The sequence below is a fragment of the Echinicola arenosa genome, assembly GCF_014841125.1.
GTDB classification, from domain to species: domain Bacteria; phylum Bacteroidota; class Bacteroidia; order Cytophagales; family Cyclobacteriaceae; genus Echinicola; species Echinicola arenosa.
This window is the reverse complement of sequence record NZ_JACYTQ010000003.1, coordinates 693,063-710,728: the sequence shown is the minus strand read 5'-3', so window position 1 is coordinate 710,728 and position 17,666 is coordinate 693,063. Positions and strand designations below refer to the sequence as shown.

The window sequence follows — 17,666 nt, the reverse complement described above, 5'->3', positions numbered from 1 at the left end:
TTAGTCTTTGACACAGCGGACGCCTACTAGCGAACCTTTACCGAAATTTCTTTGATCATCTGTTTGTGCCCCAAAAAGACCTATACCTACAGCTCTATGACTAATATTTCTAACTAAAACGCCATCCTCTTCTGGATCTGTTTTGGAAATTTCTATGTCTGTGGAAAGGTAAAAGGCATCCATCCCAGACTGAACATTTGAGTTCGCAAAAAAACCGGTTTCATTGGTGAAATAATAATAATATTCAGTCCTGTAATACCATTGACCCGGATTGGCCAGTTTGGCTCCTATTCTTTCATCTTTACCACGAACACCAGGTAAACCTATTCCTTCTTCATCCTCGGGTAACCCTAAAAAGCGTTCTAGTTTTAGCCAATCCTCATTGGAAGGAACATGCCAGTTGCAGGGACAGATGTTTCGGTTATCAACGGCAGAATACCAAGTATAACCAAGGTTGGATGTGTTGTTTCCTTCGTTTATAATTGGATCTCCATTTGCATAAGTTTTGGTGCGCAAATCTCGCGACATCCAGACTTGATCACCAATCTCTACTATGGGATAGCGGTTTCCTTCTATATCGTATAAATATGCTATATCATATACATAGTCATAACGTTCGCTATTGCAGCTTGTCTCACCGATCTCTAAAAACCCCTCATGGTACTCAAATGGCCCGATGGCCAGTTCGATAAAGTTGACCGTTCCTTGAACCTCGGTCAGTTTAAGGTAGAAGTGGTAATGGTTATTGGCAACAATGTCCAGCTTTTTTTGAAAAGCCTGTCCGTTAAAGTTCTCGTAAATGGTCAGGGTAGGCGAAAGGCCTGCTTTTACGTAAAGGTAAAGAACCTCCCCATCGTCGCTGATTTGCATTCCGTACTGGTCGCCACGGAGGTTTGCTGACTGGACAAATTCATTTTTGACCGTTACCAGGCCATATTCCGTGCTGCCTTGCAAGCTGATGTCCAAGCTGGTCTCATCCAAGGTAAATTCCCCCGAAATCGTAAAGGGCATGAAGCTCGCATAGTCTAGGCCTTCTACTCTCGAATACACGGTATATTCCCCATAAGGAAGTTGGATCTGATAGGCTTCGGTGAAGTCGCTGGGATTATATTCCAGCGTGTATTCTTGCCCGGTCGCTTTGTTTGTAATGAGCATAGTGGCGAATGTTGTCAAGATATGTTTCCATTCAGAGTCCGCAGCTATCCTACCCTTTGGGGATATATTACCAAAGTGTTCGAATGTTACTTCAGAGAAGCTCACCATTCCCATTTTGGGTGCCTCAAGGTTTTCCTGTACGCAGCCAGTGGCCAGCAGGAAGAGAAGGGATAGGTAATAGATTGAATTTTTCATAGGAGTAGCTGTTATATGGATTTTTAAGTTTTTGTTCAATGAATAGCATGAACCCTTCAAGTCCAAACTTGTCCCTTTCCAAAAAATGTTTTGTTTTTTATTGGGATGTTTGAACCCGCAAGTTTTCGTGAAGTTGTTTAGATTGTATCTGAGTGGATATTTTTGAACAGAGGTTTTATCAGCGATGTGCATGGTAATGGTTTTCGAAAAGGAGGATTTCCATGCAAAAAAAATGGCCTTTAGAATAAAGCGGTATGTGCTGTAAAAATGGGCAACAATATCAGCCATAAAGCTGTTTACTCCCAATTTGAAATCTTCTGTTTCTTTGGATACCCATTTGGTAAACAGATAGATAGGTAATGCTAAAAGAATGGGTTTATTCATCACTATTGAAAAGTAAGGATTGAAAAAAATGAATTTTATGAAGTTAGTTAAAAGATCAGGCAAATCCTTTTGAATATAATATTATGTATATAAACTATAAATAATTGTATTCAAACACTTTGAGAGCTTAGAGATTTGATCAAAAAAATATTAAAACCACGACTCAAATTTATAGCATTGCTTAAAATTTGTGTAAGTCTTTTTGTTGTTAAGTTATTGATTGTTAATTGTTTACATATGTTTAAAATAGCTATTTCTATTTTAAACATGGGGATTTTTACTTATTTCAGTATAAAAGAAAATATTCCAATAAAAGATTTGATTTAAATAAATGATATGATTTCCGTATATGTTTTTACGATGTTAAATTATGATGTTTGTGTATAGAATTTTGTTGTTTAATATTTAAATGTTTAATTAAATAAGGGTTGAATTTTTAGTGATATAAGTATTTTATATGGTATAAAATTAAAACTCTTGTATATTATTTTAATAGCATAGGTCAGGAAAGTGGCTTGATTACTTGTAAACATTATTTTGTAACCTAATTGTTTTTATAATGAATGATAATAATCAAGTTATCGATTTGTGGAAGCAGGTATATACTGGGCAAATCAAGGAATATTCAAAGTTTGAGGCCACCAATCAGTTTCAGCAAATAGCAGGAATGTGCAGTCCAGGCGATTTTTACTACTATATCATTAACTACCATAATTTAGAGATAGACTACATTCACCCTAATGTCATGAAGATTTTGGGAATACCCCCTGAGGAAGCTGACATTGAAAAACTTGTCAGTATTTTGGATCAGGATGAATTGTGTCTGGTCAGGAAGAAAGAAGAAGTGGTGAATGATTTCTTTGTCAATTACCTTTCCAGTGAGGACCAATTGTATTATAAAGTTATGTATACATACTGTTTTATGCATCCGGTTTTTGGAAGAAAAACAATGATGGTGCAAGGAACTCCTATTAACATAACCGATAATAACTCTTTTCAACATGCCTTTATCATTCATACAGACATTACTTACTTGGGGCCACTACCTACTGACAGACTGTCTTTTGTCAGTTTGAACGGAAAAAAGTCCTATTATAATTTACCCGCAGAACAAGGTTACTTTGACCCTTCCCTGGAAACAAAGGAAGAGAATTTGATGGTAAATTCTCTCACCAAGAGAGAGACTGAGATTGTGCGCCTGATCCAAAAGGGACTGAATGCCAAGGAAATCTCCAATCGGCTGTTTATTTCTTTCAATACCACCTGTACGCACAGAAGAAACATTCTTAAGAAAACCAAGTGCTCCAACACTGCAGAACTGATCAGCAGGTGTTTGTTGGAAGGGGTGATTTGAAGTGGGATTTATATGGGTTTTTACTGTTTAAATTGTTGAAAATACCATAAAAACGGTATTTGATGTTGTACTGTATTTAGTTAAATTGTGAGTATTAAAGATTGTTGAATTTATTTATATATATAATATAGTTGTTATTACGTTCATTTTTAAGATGATAATTTGTTTGTGTCAGATGCTGGGTTAATATAGGATCAAGATCTTTAAATCAATGGATACGGATAATGAAAATAATAAATTTCCTGCCGGTTGGGTGATTAACCTGATGGGAATAAGCTTTATTGTTCTTTTCGTTCTATTAGGACTTTTGATTTATGCACTATGGCCATGTTTTAAAGAAATAGATAACAAGGAAGTATATATCGAAAAGACTTCTATTTGGTGTTGGGAGTTTAGTCTTTCCTTGGAGCAGCGCACAATAATTTTGGTGTTGATCACAGGAGCTATTGGAAGTTTTATCCATGCAGTGGGTTCTTTTGCCTCCTTTGTAGGAGAGGGTACAATGGAAAAATCTTGGATTTGGTGGTACTTACTTAGGCCATTTGAAGGCATGGCGGTAGCCTTTATTTTTTATTTGGTTTTTCGTGGGGGTCTTTTGACCAGTACTCCTGCCGAATCACTTAACCTTTATGGGGTGTTGACCCTATCTGGTTTGGCCGGGCTATTTAGTGATAGAGCGACGCTAAAATTGCGAGAAATTTTTGACACTTTGTTTCAACCTAAAGATGAGCGTTCAGGAAAATTAAAGGGCAATAATGGGGAAGGAACGGAAGATACAGATGAAGAAAAGAGCTGATAATAATTACCTCATGAAGCTTTTAGTAAAGAAGGAAGATGAGTGATCCATAATTTTAATCTGATAATTTGCAATAACGACAGTGATCTTAAATTCTTTGTTCTAGCATTAAGAAGCCTGTCTAACTGCCAGGTACACCTGAAGTCTGAAGACCGAAGCATTTGATACTTTAATCAAAAGGGTCGTTTCTACTCGCTTTTAATCTTTCCTGGTAATATTGCTGACATACTTAGATTAAAAAAGCAAAGGGGTAGAATGGGTAGGTTTTGGTTGTGTAGCTTGGTCAATATGGACTTCAAAACATCCATCAGGCCCAAAATAGGAGAAGTGAAAAGTATTTTGGAGAAGATAAAGCCATTTTAAAATGAGTAAAATTCCCGTTTTTATTTCCTGTCCAACCGTCCTCAATAAAAAGCAAAGGGCCTATAGAAAATTGATTATTGATATCATAGAAGACCTGAGTATGGAACCACGTGCTTTGGGAAGAAGTGACTACCCTAAGGATTTTCCGATGAAGGAAATTGCCATCATTGCCAAGCGCTGTAGTGGAGGGATCATTTTGGGTTTTGAGCAAGTATTTGTGGCTACGGGAATTGGAAAAAAAGGTACTGCAGAGGAAAGAGAAATAATGAACATGTTGATTCCAACTCCTTGGAACCATATAGAGGCAGGGATATTATTTGGACTGAAATTGCCTTTATTGATTTTTAGGGAAAAAGGAGTTACGGGAGGAGTATTTGATTTTGGAATTACAGATGCCTTTGTCCATACTTTTCCTGATCGAATTACAGATAGTAAAAGAAATGAAGTCAAACAGGTCATTCAAAAGTGGTATGCCGAGGTCAGTACCATTTACAACCAATATTAATTCGTAGTCAACCTTAACTTTTAGTGATATGCCATTAATCAACAACCTTGAGAGTTATCTCGCAAAATTGGAGACATTGCCTCCATTCCAAAAGCCTTTGTCAGATATTCCCAATGAGGCTTATAAACTAGATGTATTGGACATTAATGAAAGTCTAAATATTGGAGGAAAGTCTATTCAACTGATAGGTAGTTTGAATATAGGGCCGAGGATTTTTGTATTCAATGACCCAGAAGATAATACACGGGATGAGGAGGAAGATGAACACGATATAGTCCAGAATAAAGCTACTGAGGAGGAGGTCTTGGTAGTGCCCAATTATGATTCCCATGCCATCATCCAATATGGAATAGGGGTTTCTATCAAAGCTGGTGTGCCTCTGGAACAGTTGGGTTTTTCTCTTTCGGGTAGTGCAAAGGTTCGCGCCTGTACCTATAAGCTTCATCCACGGGAACATTCATTACTCAAGGCAGCTACGCACGACCTGAAAAAATTCCCATGGATATTTAGTCTCAATGAGCTGAAGAATTTGAAAAACAATGAAGTTTGTACACTGGAATTTGCAGGAGAGCTGAGTTCAGCGCTTGAGGTAAGTTGGAGCGACCTTTACTCAGGAAGTTTGATGGGGATTTCGAAAATCATGAAATCAGCCTCTCCAATTGCTTTGGAAGTGGATGCTGGGGCCACAGTTCGTTTCGACTTTGGTATTCAAGACCACTTTGTTTTGGTCATTAAGCGGGTGTCAGGAAGTGAGTTTCAAGTTGGGGTGAAAAAGAATAAAAAACAGTCCCTAGGTGCTAGTGCCCAGATAGGCATATCAGCATCTTTGGCAGAAAAAGACCATGGTGTACTGGAGAAGGTTTTGGATGGATTGCTCGAACAATATCTTCAAAAGGCAAAAGCAGAAATCAATAAGGTATTGGCCAAAGCCAATATGCAGGATTTGAATGCAGAGCAATTGGAAACCGTAGAAAAAATGGCTGAAATGGTTGGCTTGGGACCTGTTTCAAATAAATTTATGGAAGTCAAGCAGCGTTGGGAGTCCTTTCTAGAAAGGCTGAGAAATACAATTGCCCAATTTGTTAAAGCTAAGATTGAACTAGGAGTAAGTTATGAGTATAGTCAAATAAGGACTGAAAACTGCTTTATGGTAGGGACACTTTCTGAATCTGCTTTAGAAAACTACCATGCTGACTTGATAAAGTTTAAGCTTAAGGACCTATTAAAAGATAAAAGTGATGGAGTTGTCATCAAGAAGTTTTTGCAGGAAAAAGGATATCAGCGGAAGCGAGGTTTTGGCTTTGATCTGAAAGTGGCTCAAAAAGGAATAGGTATTGACCATGATTCAAGTATCGAAATCCTTGAGCGATACAATGAGCAAATAGGCTTTCTTCATCTTGTTACCAAGTCGGATAAATCTTATGAAGGTGAGTTTTTTGGGGAAACTTTTAAATGGACAGCAGGCTTGCAAGCGGAAACAAAGGGTTTTGTTTATAGTCCCAAGATCAGCGACCTCAGTTGCCAACTTCATTTGGGCTTTGAATGGAGTGAAAATAAGAAATTGGAAGAGGGTGAAATCAAGAAAATAGCCGATACAGCAGTACTTTGGGGATTGATCAAGGATTATAGAAGAGATTTGTTGATCGATAAATTAACCCATGAATTGAAGAATAAGAGTGCAACAGACATTCATGTTGCTTTAAAAATAGACATTCCAGACGATGCTTTTAATTCAATCATTAGGGCCATTGATGAAGTAAAGCGGAGGAGTATGGACAATTATTATTCGATCTTTTCCCATGCTTTGGCTGCCTGTATGTTTTCCGGTAATAGTACGGTGGAGCAACGTATAGCGACCCATGGTCAAAACTTTTTACTCTACCTTAAAAACCCTCATTTGGATCACCCTACTCTCAAAGCTTATGGCAGTCAAATCAATATGAACCATATCAACCACCTCAACAGTGCGATTGATATATTGGTAAGCAGAGGGGGAGAGAGTTGTGCACCAGAAACCGTAAAAAAAATTATTAGGGGTTTTAACCAATTCCATAATAATATCTACAGGGTAAAAGTACTGGGTTTTTTGATGTTTCATTATGCCCGGATTATCCGTCAGGATGAAGAAATAGAAACAGCCCTTAAGATAAGTTACCAGAAGGGTAATCAAGAAAAAGTAATCAATGTGGTCAGGGACTTTAGGTAGTTGATAGGTTTAATAGCTACTATTTTTTCTAATATCAATACAATATTTGCGATCGATTTTAATTTGTGTTCTAATATTTTGAGAATCATTTTAATATGTCTTTTTTCATATCGTAACCTGAAATGATCACTATTAGAACATGTATAAACCCGTTACCAATAAATGTGTTGTCATTAACCATGATACTTCTCCTGTAAATGAATTTGAGGTGACTCCGCGAGTGGAAGAACCCACTGACAATCAACTTTGGGAAAGTGTACTTAAAGGTAGTGATGAAGCGTTAGCTTCCCTGTACAGCAGGTATGCTAATAAGCTTTACAACTATGGTACCCAGATTACTTTGGATAAGGATTTGGCTTTTGATGTGGTTCAGGATGTTTTTATGTACATTGTTTCAAAAAAGCTTGGACTGAAAAAGATTGAGTCCATCAAAAATTACCTCTATGCTTCCTATAGAAGAAGATTGTTAAGGTTGATGAAGAGGAACCGCAAAATCCAACTAAATGATGAATATCATAGAAGTGATGGTTTTATGGTTGAAATGGACGAATCTTTTTATTCTTTGTCTACGCCATTGACCATAGATGTGAAAAAGATGTTGGAAAAAATTTGTAATGATTTGCCCGTTAGGCAAAGAGAAGTAATCACACTTTATTTTTTCGAAGAGCTATCCTATCAGGAAGTAGCTGAAATCATGGACATGTCACATGTCAGATCTGCCAGAAACTTATTGTACAAAGCCATTGCCAATATGCAAAAGGCCTTAAAGGGAAAGGAAGACCTTATTTTTGCTCTTTATTTGGTTTTTCCGCTTCACCAATAAAATTGCCAAAGGAATGGACAGTCTAAACAAATTCGATTAAAATAAAATAAATACACCTCTAACCGATGTCATTTTTTCGTGCTGTGTCTCTTATAGTCTAAAAGGTAGATTAGATAGAATAAGATACAGATGGAATTTAATCCCACTAGAACCTCAGATTTTTTAGAAAATCCATTTTTTGTCAAATGGGTTAAACATCCTAATAGACATACTGATCGCTATTGGGAAAGCTGGAACACCAAGAATCCCGAAAAACAGGCCATATTTTTGGAAGCTATTCAAATAGCAAAAGGACTTCAGCCAAAGGAATCAAACCAACTTTCTGCAGATCAATACCAACTGGGATTGGATCGTATTATCGCAGCTAATAATTCGATTGACAAGGATCAAGAAAGGTCAAAAAAGCAAAGAAAATCTCAACGTCGATTTTTGACACTAGGAGGATCTATTGCTGCTTCTATTGTTTTGATGGGCATGGCCATGGTTATATGGGTTGGGTCACATAAGGAAAGTAATGACCCCGTTTTGGTGGAAATCCCCATGGTTGTTAAAACTGCTCCCAAGGGTGTTAAAAAAAGCATTCTTCTTCCGGATAGCAGTAGGGTTATTTTGAATTCAGGTAGTGAAATTACCTATCCAGCTGTTTTCGGAGATCAACGTGTGGTGCATTTGAAAGGGCAAGCCTTTTTTGATGTGGAACGAGATACCCTTCATCCATTTATTGTAAAAAGTGGAGAAATACAAACCAGCGTATTAGGGACTTCTTTTGATGTGAAAGCCTATGATGAACTAGAGGTATTTCATGTGGCGGTGGTGACAGGTAAGGTAAATGTTCGTACAGATGATGGTATTGAAACCAATATAACCCCAACAGAGGCTTCTTTTTACCATAAATCATCTAAATCCCTCAGTAAACAGCATTACGATTATGAGGCGCTTATAGGTTGGAAAGACAAAATTCTAAAGTTTAACCGTGCCACTTACCATGAAGTTTTCCGAGAACTTTCTATTTGGTATGATGTACACGTGGTTATTCCTGAAGGGATGATTTTAAAGGGGGACTTTACTGGTAGGTTTGAGAACCAATCATTGGAAAATGTACTCAAAGGAATGGAGTATACCACCAAAATGCATTTTGAGATAAAGGAACGGGAAGTAATCGTAAGCCTCCCTTAATGAAATAAATTCAGTTGGCCAGCTGGTTTACATTGTAATAAAACAGTTTTCAATTAACCCAATAGATTATGAAACAGAAAATACCCATCAAAAAAGAAGGACGTAAGCTGATGCTTTTTATGTTCTTTGTAACCTTTCTTGGAAGTTCCTTCCAATTTGCTTTAGCCCGTTCGGATAACTGGCAACGAAAAGACTTAGACCAAGTTTTTTTAAGTATTCATGTCAAGGATAAGTCCGTGTACTCTATCTTCGATGAGATAGAAGAAAAGACAGGCTATGGTTTCTCCTATGAGCGAACAGAACTTGGAGAATTGACTCCACAGAGTTTGGATTATAATAATGGAACTTTGCTGTCAGTCTTGGAGGAACTTTCATTAAAGGCCAAGTTAAAATTTAAAAGTATCAACAATACTATCCATGTTTCCAAACAAAAGGATAGCAGTGAAAGGATAGAAATAGTGGTGGATAAAACTGTAAGTGGTATAGTTATTTCTGCTGTCGACAACCAGGCAATTCCAGGAGCTACTGTTAGTATTAAGGGAACCAGTCGTGGAACAGCGACCGACATTGATGGGAAATTCACAATCGATGTACCGGATAATGATGCAGTCTTGGTAATTTCCTTTGTTGGCTATAAAGACCAAGAAATAGTAGTTGGTAATCGGACAACACTTAGCGTAACCTTAGAGGAAGATTTGCAAGGGCTAGATGAAGTAGTGGTAGTGGGTTATGGGACACAGAAGAAAGTGAATGTAACCGGAGCTGTAGCAGATGTGGACGGGGAAGTACTGGCCAAAAGGCCTGTGACCAATGCTGCGTCCATGCTTCAAGGGAGAATGCCGGGGGTGAGGGTCGTTCAAAACTCAGGTCAGCCAGGTGATGAAGGCCTTGGCATACAAATCAGAGGACAAGGTACTTTTAGTGGGGCTGGTTCAAACCCATTGGTACTTATCGATGGGGTAGAAGGCAGTCTTTCGGATATAAATCCCAATGATATTGAGAATGTTTCTGTATTGAAAGATGCAGCATCAGCCTCTATTTATGGTTCAAGGGCCGCCAATGGAGTGATATTGGTAACCACTAAGAAAGGATCAAAAGGAGGTTTGAAAATTGACTATCATGGAAATGTTGGGATTTACACTCCTTCCAGAATGCCTGATTTCATTACGAATTCCGCCGAGTATATGGAACTTTGGAATGAGGCCAAAACCAATAGTGGGATAAGTTCAGGACAATATACCCAAGAACAAATCGATTTATATAGGAATGCCACAGATAGGCAGCAATATCCAAATACCGATTGGTTGGATATAATATTTAATCCTGCTGCTACCCAAAATCATTACTTGTCCTTTAATGGTGGAGAGAACTTGACGACGTACAATGTTTCCCTCGGTTATGTAAACCAAGAAGGGGTGATGAAAGGATTTAATTACGAGCGTTATAATTTTAGAATTAACCTCAGCTCTGGCTTAAATGAAAAGATTCGATTTGGTACAAATCTATCCTTACAAAGAGGAGAGCGAGAAAACCCAAGACAGGGAGCAGTGGATACTTTTTTGAGCACATTGAGCCAAGCCCCTACTTATGGACCCGTTTTACCAGATGGATCCGGTAGATATACCTACAAGGCTTTTGATTTTGAGAGTAACAATAAAAACCCTGTAGCAATAGTCGAAAATGGTGTCTTGAACAGGTTGGTGGATCATTCCATTAATGCCCAGGCATGGACAGAGTTTGAGTTAGCTCCCGGCCTAAGATGGTATACCAAAGGAGCTATCATTGCTGATTTCAACAAATCAAAAGATTGGAGACCTGAAGTGCCTTTATACAACTACCTGACTGGAGACTTTATGACTGATTTGGATGTTGGGGGAAGAGGACTAAACGTCAATTCCAATGAAAATATCTATGCCAACCTATTTTCATATTTGGCTTATGAAAAGTCCATTTCAGATGTGCATCATTTTAACTTTCAGGCAGGTTACAGTCAAGAATACAATAAGTATGAATTCTTGATCGGCTATAGGGAAAGATTTTCAAGTAACCTTTTGCAAGAGCTGAATGCAGGAAGCCCAGCAGTCCAAAATGCATCTGGATCAAGTGAAGAATGGGCCATCCAATCGTTCTTTGGAAGATTGGGGTATAATTTTGATGAAAGATATTTGATTGAAGCCAATCTTAGATATGATGGAACGAGCCGCTTGAACCCGGATAACCGATGGGGTGTTTTTCCTTCTGTGTCAGCGGGCTGGAGAGTTTCTGAAGAATCTTTTATAGCAGATGGAAATGTCAACTGGTTAAATGATTTGAAGTTCAGGGCCTCTTATGGAGAATTGGGAAACCAAAATATCGGGATCTACCCGTATCAAGATATACTGGTTTTTACAGGTGCTTACCCGTATGACAACAGTGATTTAGCTACTGGTGTGGCCCAAACCAGACTGTCCAATCCTGCCATTAAATGGGAAACCACCAAGATTACGGATATAGGAATGGACTTAATGGTATTTGATGGGTTAAATGTAACCGTGGATTGGTATAGAAAAACGACTTCTGATATCCTACGAAGCTCTCAATTAACTGGAGTGGTTGGACTTTCACCACCGACTATCAATGACGGTGTGATGCAAAATACCGGTTTAGAAGTCAATTTTAATTATAGGAATTTTATTAAAGGAGGCAGTCTTGAGGGACTTAATTATGAAGTAGGTTTCTTTATTGATCGATTTAGAAATGAGTTGGTAGAGTTTGGAGCAGAGGAAATCAGTGGCTATCAGATATACCGGGAAGGTTTACCATGGGGAAGTTTCTATATGTTGGAAATGGAGGGAATCTTTCAAACTGATGAGGAGGTTAACAATGCTCCAAAACAGTTTAACGATAACACTGTTCCAGGCGATATTCGCTATAAAGACCAAAATAATGATGGAGTCATAGATAATGATGACCGGGTAGTACTAGGTAATCCTTTTCCGAAATTTGAATATTCATTTAACTTCAATGCTTCTTGGAAAGGATTTGACCTTTCTGCCTTTTTCCAAGGGGTCCATGACCGAGATATTTATGTCAATAACTGGGGAACGATACCTTTTATTCAAGGTGCACCTCCTACTGTGGAATGGAGAGATCGATGGACACCTGAAAATCCTTCGACAACTATGCCTAGGATGTATTGGGGATGGAATGACTCTGGAAAGATCAGTAGAACATCTTCATATTATTTGGAAGATGCTTCTTACCTAAGGTTGAAGAATCTTGTGCTAGGCTATAGCTTTTCAGAAGCTGTTTTGGAAAGGTTGAATATCAATAAATTGAGAGTTTACTTTTCTGGAGACAATTTGGCCACCTTTACCCAATATCCTGGACTTGATCCAGAGCGCGGAGGTAATGGTAATTTCGTTAACTATCCTCAGAATAGAATCTATTCTTTCGGATTACAAGTACAACTATAATTACAAACCCAAATTTGATAACCATGAAAAAATTACCAATATATCTTGCTTTGGTTGGGGCATTGAGCCTTAATGGCTGTGATGGCTATTTGGATAGAAACCCAACTGATCAACTTTCTGCTGATGTATTTTGGCAAACAAAGAGTGACTTCGACAATGCACTGACAGCTGCATATGGTTCGCTCCAAGGGGATTTGTATACCTTTGGTGCTCCCAACTGGGACGCGCTGACAGACAATGGCTATGGGCAACATAACTATTGGGGAAGCAATGGAATAGTACAAGGAAATATCTTCCCCTCTTCTGGGGGCTATATTTCATCCATTTATTCGACAGCCTATCAGGGAATTGCCAGGGTAAATATCTTTCTGGACAAATTGGAAACCTATGAAGGCACTGACATTGATGCCACAACCAAAAGCCAGTATGAAGGAGAAGCAAAGTTCATTAGGGGCTTCTTCTATTTTCAACTTTATATGACTTATGGTTCTGTTCCTGTGGTGACACAACCATTGAACCTTGAAGATCAGTTCCAGGCCAAGAACACTTCAGAAGAGGTTTTTGAACAAATGAAATCAGACCTTACAGAAGCTATTTCACAATTGCAGGGAGAGCCTTATTATAATGCTGGAGGCCATTCAGTGAAGTCCTCTGCCCAAGCATTATTGTTGAGGGCTTTGATGTACAATGCTTATGATAATTCAGGAGAAGCTGTAACAAGTGTTTTGGAAGAGGCAAAACTGTTGGCCGCCGATTTAATGGATGGACAGTACCGTTTGGTAGATGATGTGGAAAGCGTATTTAGAACGGGATCACAGGAAGGGAATGAAGAAATTATTTTCTCCGTAAAATTCCTAGCTCCTGACAATGCAACAGCCATGGACCAATGGTTTGGTGATTGGCTAGTGGTGAGCCCTTTGCAGAATTTGGTGGATGATTTTGAATACGAGGATGGGATGGCCTTTGGGGAGTCTCCAATGACCGACCTTGATAATCCATATGAAAATAGGGACCCAAGATTGCTCCAAACCATCTTTGTGGATTATGTGGATTGGGGAGGAGGTAATGAGCACAGGCCTTCCAATAATCGACCAACTGGATTTGGAGTGAAGAAATTCCTGACACCAGAGCTAATTCCTTATGGCTATTCAACCAGAAGTGAACAGGACTGGGTAATGTTACGGTATGCAGATGTTCTTTTGATGTACGCCGAACTAGAAAATGAACTCTCTGGTCCCACTATAAATGTTTATAATGCAATCAATGAAGTTCGTGAAAGATCTGATATGCCAAACATTCCGGCTGGAATTTCCCAAGAAGAAATGAGGGAAAGCATCCGGCATGAACGTAGGATAGAGTTAGCATTTGAAGGGCTGAGATATTATGACCTTAAGCGTTGGAAAATAGCCGAAGAAGTTCTGAACAATGTTGATGATGGGATTATTCCATACCATTTTGAAGAACGATTTTATCAATGGCCATTACCTCAATCTGAAATTGATAAAAGTAATGGGGTATTGGAGCAAAACCCTGATTATTGACCTTTAATAACAGATAATTAATTTAGGAAAGTCTTTTGATACAAGTCATGGGCTTTCCTATTTTGGATCCAATTAAAATCAAATCAACCTTGAAAACATCAACAATTAAACTGGCTATTTTTACGGCCATTATTCTTTGTCAAGCCAACCTCTCTATAGCCCAAAATCAAGCGGAGCATTTACTGTTTAAGGCACCTGCAAAAAGCTATATAGAATCTCTTCCAGTCGGTACTGGTCAGATTGGAGGGATGGTCTTTGGAAACCCAAACAAAGAACGTATCGTGATCAACGACAAGTCACTTTGGTCAGGGGGAGTTCAGGAGGCAGATCGAGAAAATGCCCACCAATATTTGGAACAGATACAACAGCTATTATTGGAAGGAAGTAACCAAGCTGCAGAAAAACTGCTTTCCCAACACTTTGTAAGTGCAGGAGATGGATCAGGACATGGAAATGGAGCCAATGTTGCTTATGGAAGTTATCAGACCCTTGGGGATCTCTGGATTATGTGGTCAGATACTTTAAAGGCTTTCGAAAATTACTCCCGAGTGTTGGATTTGTCAAAAGCTAAAGCAAGCACTACCTGGACCAGAGGTGGAAAAACATTTACAGAAGAAGTAATGGCCAGTATTGCCGATAATGTGATCGTGGTGAAGCTTAGCGCTTCCCAATCCAAGTCAATCAATATTAAAATCGGATTGGATAGGAAAGAAAATGCCAGCACTAAGAGTGTAGGTGATAAAAGTCTTTTATTGGAGGGACAACTTCCAAATGGTGATAAAGAAGGCATGAGGTTTTCTTCTCAAGTCATAATAATCAATAAAGGGGGAAGTAGTGAAGCGGTAGATAATCAAATAAAAGTGAAGGATGCTGATGAATGCATGATCATTTTGACTACCTCTACAGACTACCTGATTGGTGATCCTGCTAAAAGAGGAAAAGACCCAACTCTAAGTGTAAGGGAACATTTAGATGCCCTTGATATTGCAAAAATTGAAGCACGACAGCTTCAATCTTATCAGGAATATTACAATAGGAATATTTTTGAATTGATTACAAAGCAGAATAATATAAACTTATCCACTCCAGAGCGTCTCCAAAGGTATGCGCAAGGAGAAAGAGATTCCCAACTTCCTGTACTTTACTATAATTTTGGCCGGTACCTTTTGATTTCTTCCTCCCAGCCCGGTCAATTGCCAGCTAATTTGCAGGGAATATGGGCTACGGAGTATCAAGCACCATGGAATGGTGATTATCATTTGGATATCAATGTCCAGATGAATTATTGGCCAGCAGAACCAGTTGGGTTGGGGGATCTTACCGAGCCATTGCATCATTTTACAGCAAACCTGGTAAAAAATGGAGAGAAGTCTGCCAAGGCCTACTATGATGCTTCAGGTTGGGTGGCACATGTGATCAGTAATCCGTGGTACTTTACTTCTCCTGGGGAGGGAGCGAGTTGGGGTTCTACGATGAGCGGAGGAGCTTGGTTGACAGAACATATATGGGAGCATTTTAGCTATTCGAGAGATACTGTTTTTTTAAAGCAATACTATCCTGTACTGAAAGGAGCATCGGAATTTTTGTCCTCTATTTTGATAGAAGAACCGGAACATAATTATTTGGTCACTGCTCCTTCCAACTCACCAGAAAACACTTATGTCAAACCAAATGGCTATCGCGGACATACCGTAATGGGGCCTACTATGGATATGCAGATCTGTAGAGAGGTATTTGGAAATACAATTGAGGCTGCTCAGATTTTGGGAGTGGACCAAAAGTTTGCAGAGCAGTTATCGGAAGTCAGAGGTCGTCTGGCTCCAAACCAAATAGGAGTCAAAGGAGATTTGAATGAGTGGTTACATGATTGGGATGATGCTGACCCACATCACCGGCACGTTTCACATTTATATGGCCTTCATCCATATGATGAAATCACGCCTTGGGGAACCCCTGACCTGGCTAAAGCAGTAAAGGAGACATTAATCCAAAGAGGTGATGATGGAACAGGTTGGAGTAGGGCATGGAAGATTAACTTTTGGGCGCGCTTGGGAGATGGAGACCATGCTTTGTTGTTGTTGAAGAAGTTACTTCAACCTGCAGGTGGAGATGGAAAGAAAATCGTAATGAGTAACGGTGGAACTTACCCTAATTTATTTTGTGCTCATCCTCCATTTCAGATTGATGGTAATTTTGGTGGAACAGCTGGGATAGTGGAAATGCTTTTTCAAAGCCATGGAGATGAAGAAGTTATGCGTTTTTTGCCTGCTTTACCAAGTGATGAAAGCTGGCAAAAAGGAAGAGTAGCTGGAATGAAGGCAAGAGGTGGCTTTTCAGTAGATTTTGAATGGGAAAGAGGACGATTACAGTCAGCAACAATAACCTCCGAAAAAGGAGGAAATGCATCTGTTTTGCTACCTCCCCAAATGACAGTTTATGATCACCAAGGTAAACTCATTTCAAAAAATTCCAGTATGGAGGATCAAGTTGTTTCTTTTGAGACAGTTACAGGCGAAACCTATAGACTGCAGTAAATTGATTGAACCAAAAACCAAATTTTAAATGGGTCTATCAAAAATAGACAAATCTTTAATCATCTAACGCTGACTAAAGAAATGAAGATTTAAATCTGTGGAGCGATTGTTTAGATATTTGAAATAAAAATTTATAGAACTGATAAGTGGTTATAAATTAATGGGTTGAAACGCTGTAAAATTTAATTTTACAGCGTTTTATTTTGTAAGGGTATTGACTTTTTAAGTTGAATTTTTTGGATAATCGGTAGTGGAGAAAATCTTTTTTTTATGTTATAAGTTCACCCATTCTGTATATATAAAACTTAATCCTTGAAACCAATGAGTTCAATTGGAAAATCGTATTAGCAAAAGCAAATAGTTAGTTTTTTCTATGAGTAACATTCATTTAAAGGGATTAGGTTTTAAATGAGCGGAAATATTCTTTAATTTAAATGACATTAAACCCAAACCCAAATGAAAAATCACCTAACAACCCCGATCCCTATTCCGGAAAGAAAGGTTTCTCGGAATAATCTTCTGATTCCGTATTCAAATGATACTGAGATGTGGCAAGCATTTAAAGACGGAAGCAATGCTGCTTTTTTGAACATTTACAAAAAGTATTTTAATAGTTTGTTTAGTTATGGAATCAGAATAAAAGACAATGAAGACTTGGTTAAAGACGCCATTCAGGATGTGTTTTTAGATTTGAAAAAAAACTGTAGAGGATTGGGCAATACTGACTCAATCAAGTTTTATCTTTTCAAATGCCTAAAAAGAAAAATATTCAAGCAGTTTAAGGTTTGGGAAGGCCAAAGGGAAGAATTGGTGCTTCAGGATAGTTTTGGCATTACTTTTTCGCATGAGCAAACCTTGATCAATAAACAGATAGATCTTGAAAAGGCCAGGTTGATTGATGGTGCTATTCAGCAACTCAGCCCCCGAAAAAGAGAAGCCATATACTATGTGTTTTACGAAGGAATGTCTTATCAGCAAGTGTCTGAACTAATGGAACTTTGTGACGCTAAATCAGCTAGGGATTTGGTTTATAAAGCATTGAGATGCCTGAGGAATTCGGCAGGTTTTCTACCAGTAATTTTTTCTTTATATGTGCCCATATGAGTTTATTTTATTCGGTAATTTAATATTAGGATAATATTTTAGTAATGTTAATCGCTTAAAAAAAAGTGATTATTT

The 17,666-nt window shown here is 38.4% G+C and carries 11 protein-coding genes; 10 read left to right on the top strand and 1 reads right to left on the bottom strand.

Translation table 11 applies throughout. The features are described 5' to 3' along the window. Positions 1–1,734: an FISUMP domain-containing protein gene (locus IFO69_RS12085; protein WP_192010352.1), complete on the bottom strand. Its 1,734-nt coding sequence runs from the start codon at positions 1,732–1,734 to the stop codon at positions 1–3. Between the two features lie 559 nt (positions 1,735–2,293). On the opposite strand from IFO69_RS12085, the gene IFO69_RS12080 reads away from it, so the two are divergent. From IFO69_RS12080 to IFO69_RS12035, 10 genes are all read left to right on the top strand, one after another. Further along, complete coding sequence (locus IFO69_RS12080) at positions 2,294–3,088, top strand: LuxR C-terminal-related transcriptional regulator (RefSeq protein WP_192010351.1); 795 nt, start codon at positions 2,294–2,296, stop codon at positions 3,086–3,088. Between the two features lie 211 nt (positions 3,089–3,299). Further along, positions 3,300–3,884 carry a hypothetical protein gene (locus IFO69_RS12075; protein ID WP_192010350.1) on the top strand — a complete coding sequence of 195 codons (585 nt, stop codon included), beginning with the start codon at positions 3,300–3,302 and terminating at the stop codon, positions 3,882–3,884. A gap of 364 nt (positions 3,885–4,248) precedes the next feature. Next, positions 4,249–4,752, top strand: coding sequence for a hypothetical protein (locus IFO69_RS12070; protein WP_192010349.1), 504 nt, complete (start codon positions 4,249–4,251; stop codon positions 4,750–4,752). A gap of 28 nt (positions 4,753–4,780) precedes the next feature. After that, positions 4,781–6,958 carry a hypothetical protein gene (locus tag IFO69_RS12065; RefSeq protein WP_192010348.1) on the top strand — a complete coding sequence of 726 codons (2,178 nt, stop codon included), beginning with the start codon at positions 4,781–4,783 and terminating at the stop codon, positions 6,956–6,958. A gap of 139 nt (positions 6,959–7,097) precedes the next feature. Continuing rightward, positions 7,098–7,781: an RNA polymerase sigma factor gene (locus IFO69_RS12060; protein ID WP_192010347.1), complete on the top strand. Its 684-nt coding sequence runs from the start codon at positions 7,098–7,100 to the stop codon at positions 7,779–7,781. A 129-nt stretch (positions 7,782–7,910) separates the two neighbouring features. Further along, complete coding sequence (locus IFO69_RS12055) at positions 7,911–8,957, top strand: FecR family protein (RefSeq protein WP_192010346.1); 1,047 nt, start codon at positions 7,911–7,913, stop codon at positions 8,955–8,957. A gap of 68 nt (positions 8,958–9,025) precedes the next feature. Then, positions 9,026–12,412: a SusC/RagA family TonB-linked outer membrane protein gene (locus IFO69_RS12050; RefSeq protein ID WP_225444112.1), complete on the top strand. Its 3,387-nt coding sequence runs from the start codon at positions 9,026–9,028 to the stop codon at positions 12,410–12,412. Between the two features lie 23 nt (positions 12,413–12,435). Further along, positions 12,436–13,953, top strand: a complete 1,518-nt coding sequence (locus IFO69_RS12045; RefSeq protein WP_192010345.1) for a RagB/SusD family nutrient uptake outer membrane protein — start codon at positions 12,436–12,438, stop codon at positions 13,951–13,953. An 89-nt stretch (positions 13,954–14,042) separates the two neighbouring features. Continuing rightward, complete coding sequence (locus tag IFO69_RS12040) at positions 14,043–16,487, top strand: glycoside hydrolase family 95 protein (protein WP_225444111.1); 2,445 nt, start codon at positions 14,043–14,045, stop codon at positions 16,485–16,487. Between the two features lie 456 nt (positions 16,488–16,943). Next, on the top strand, positions 16,944–17,591 hold the full coding sequence (locus IFO69_RS12035; protein WP_192010343.1) for an RNA polymerase sigma factor: 648 nt from the start codon (positions 16,944–16,946) through the stop codon (positions 17,589–17,591). The last annotated feature ends 75 nt before the right edge of the window (positions 17,592–17,666 follow it).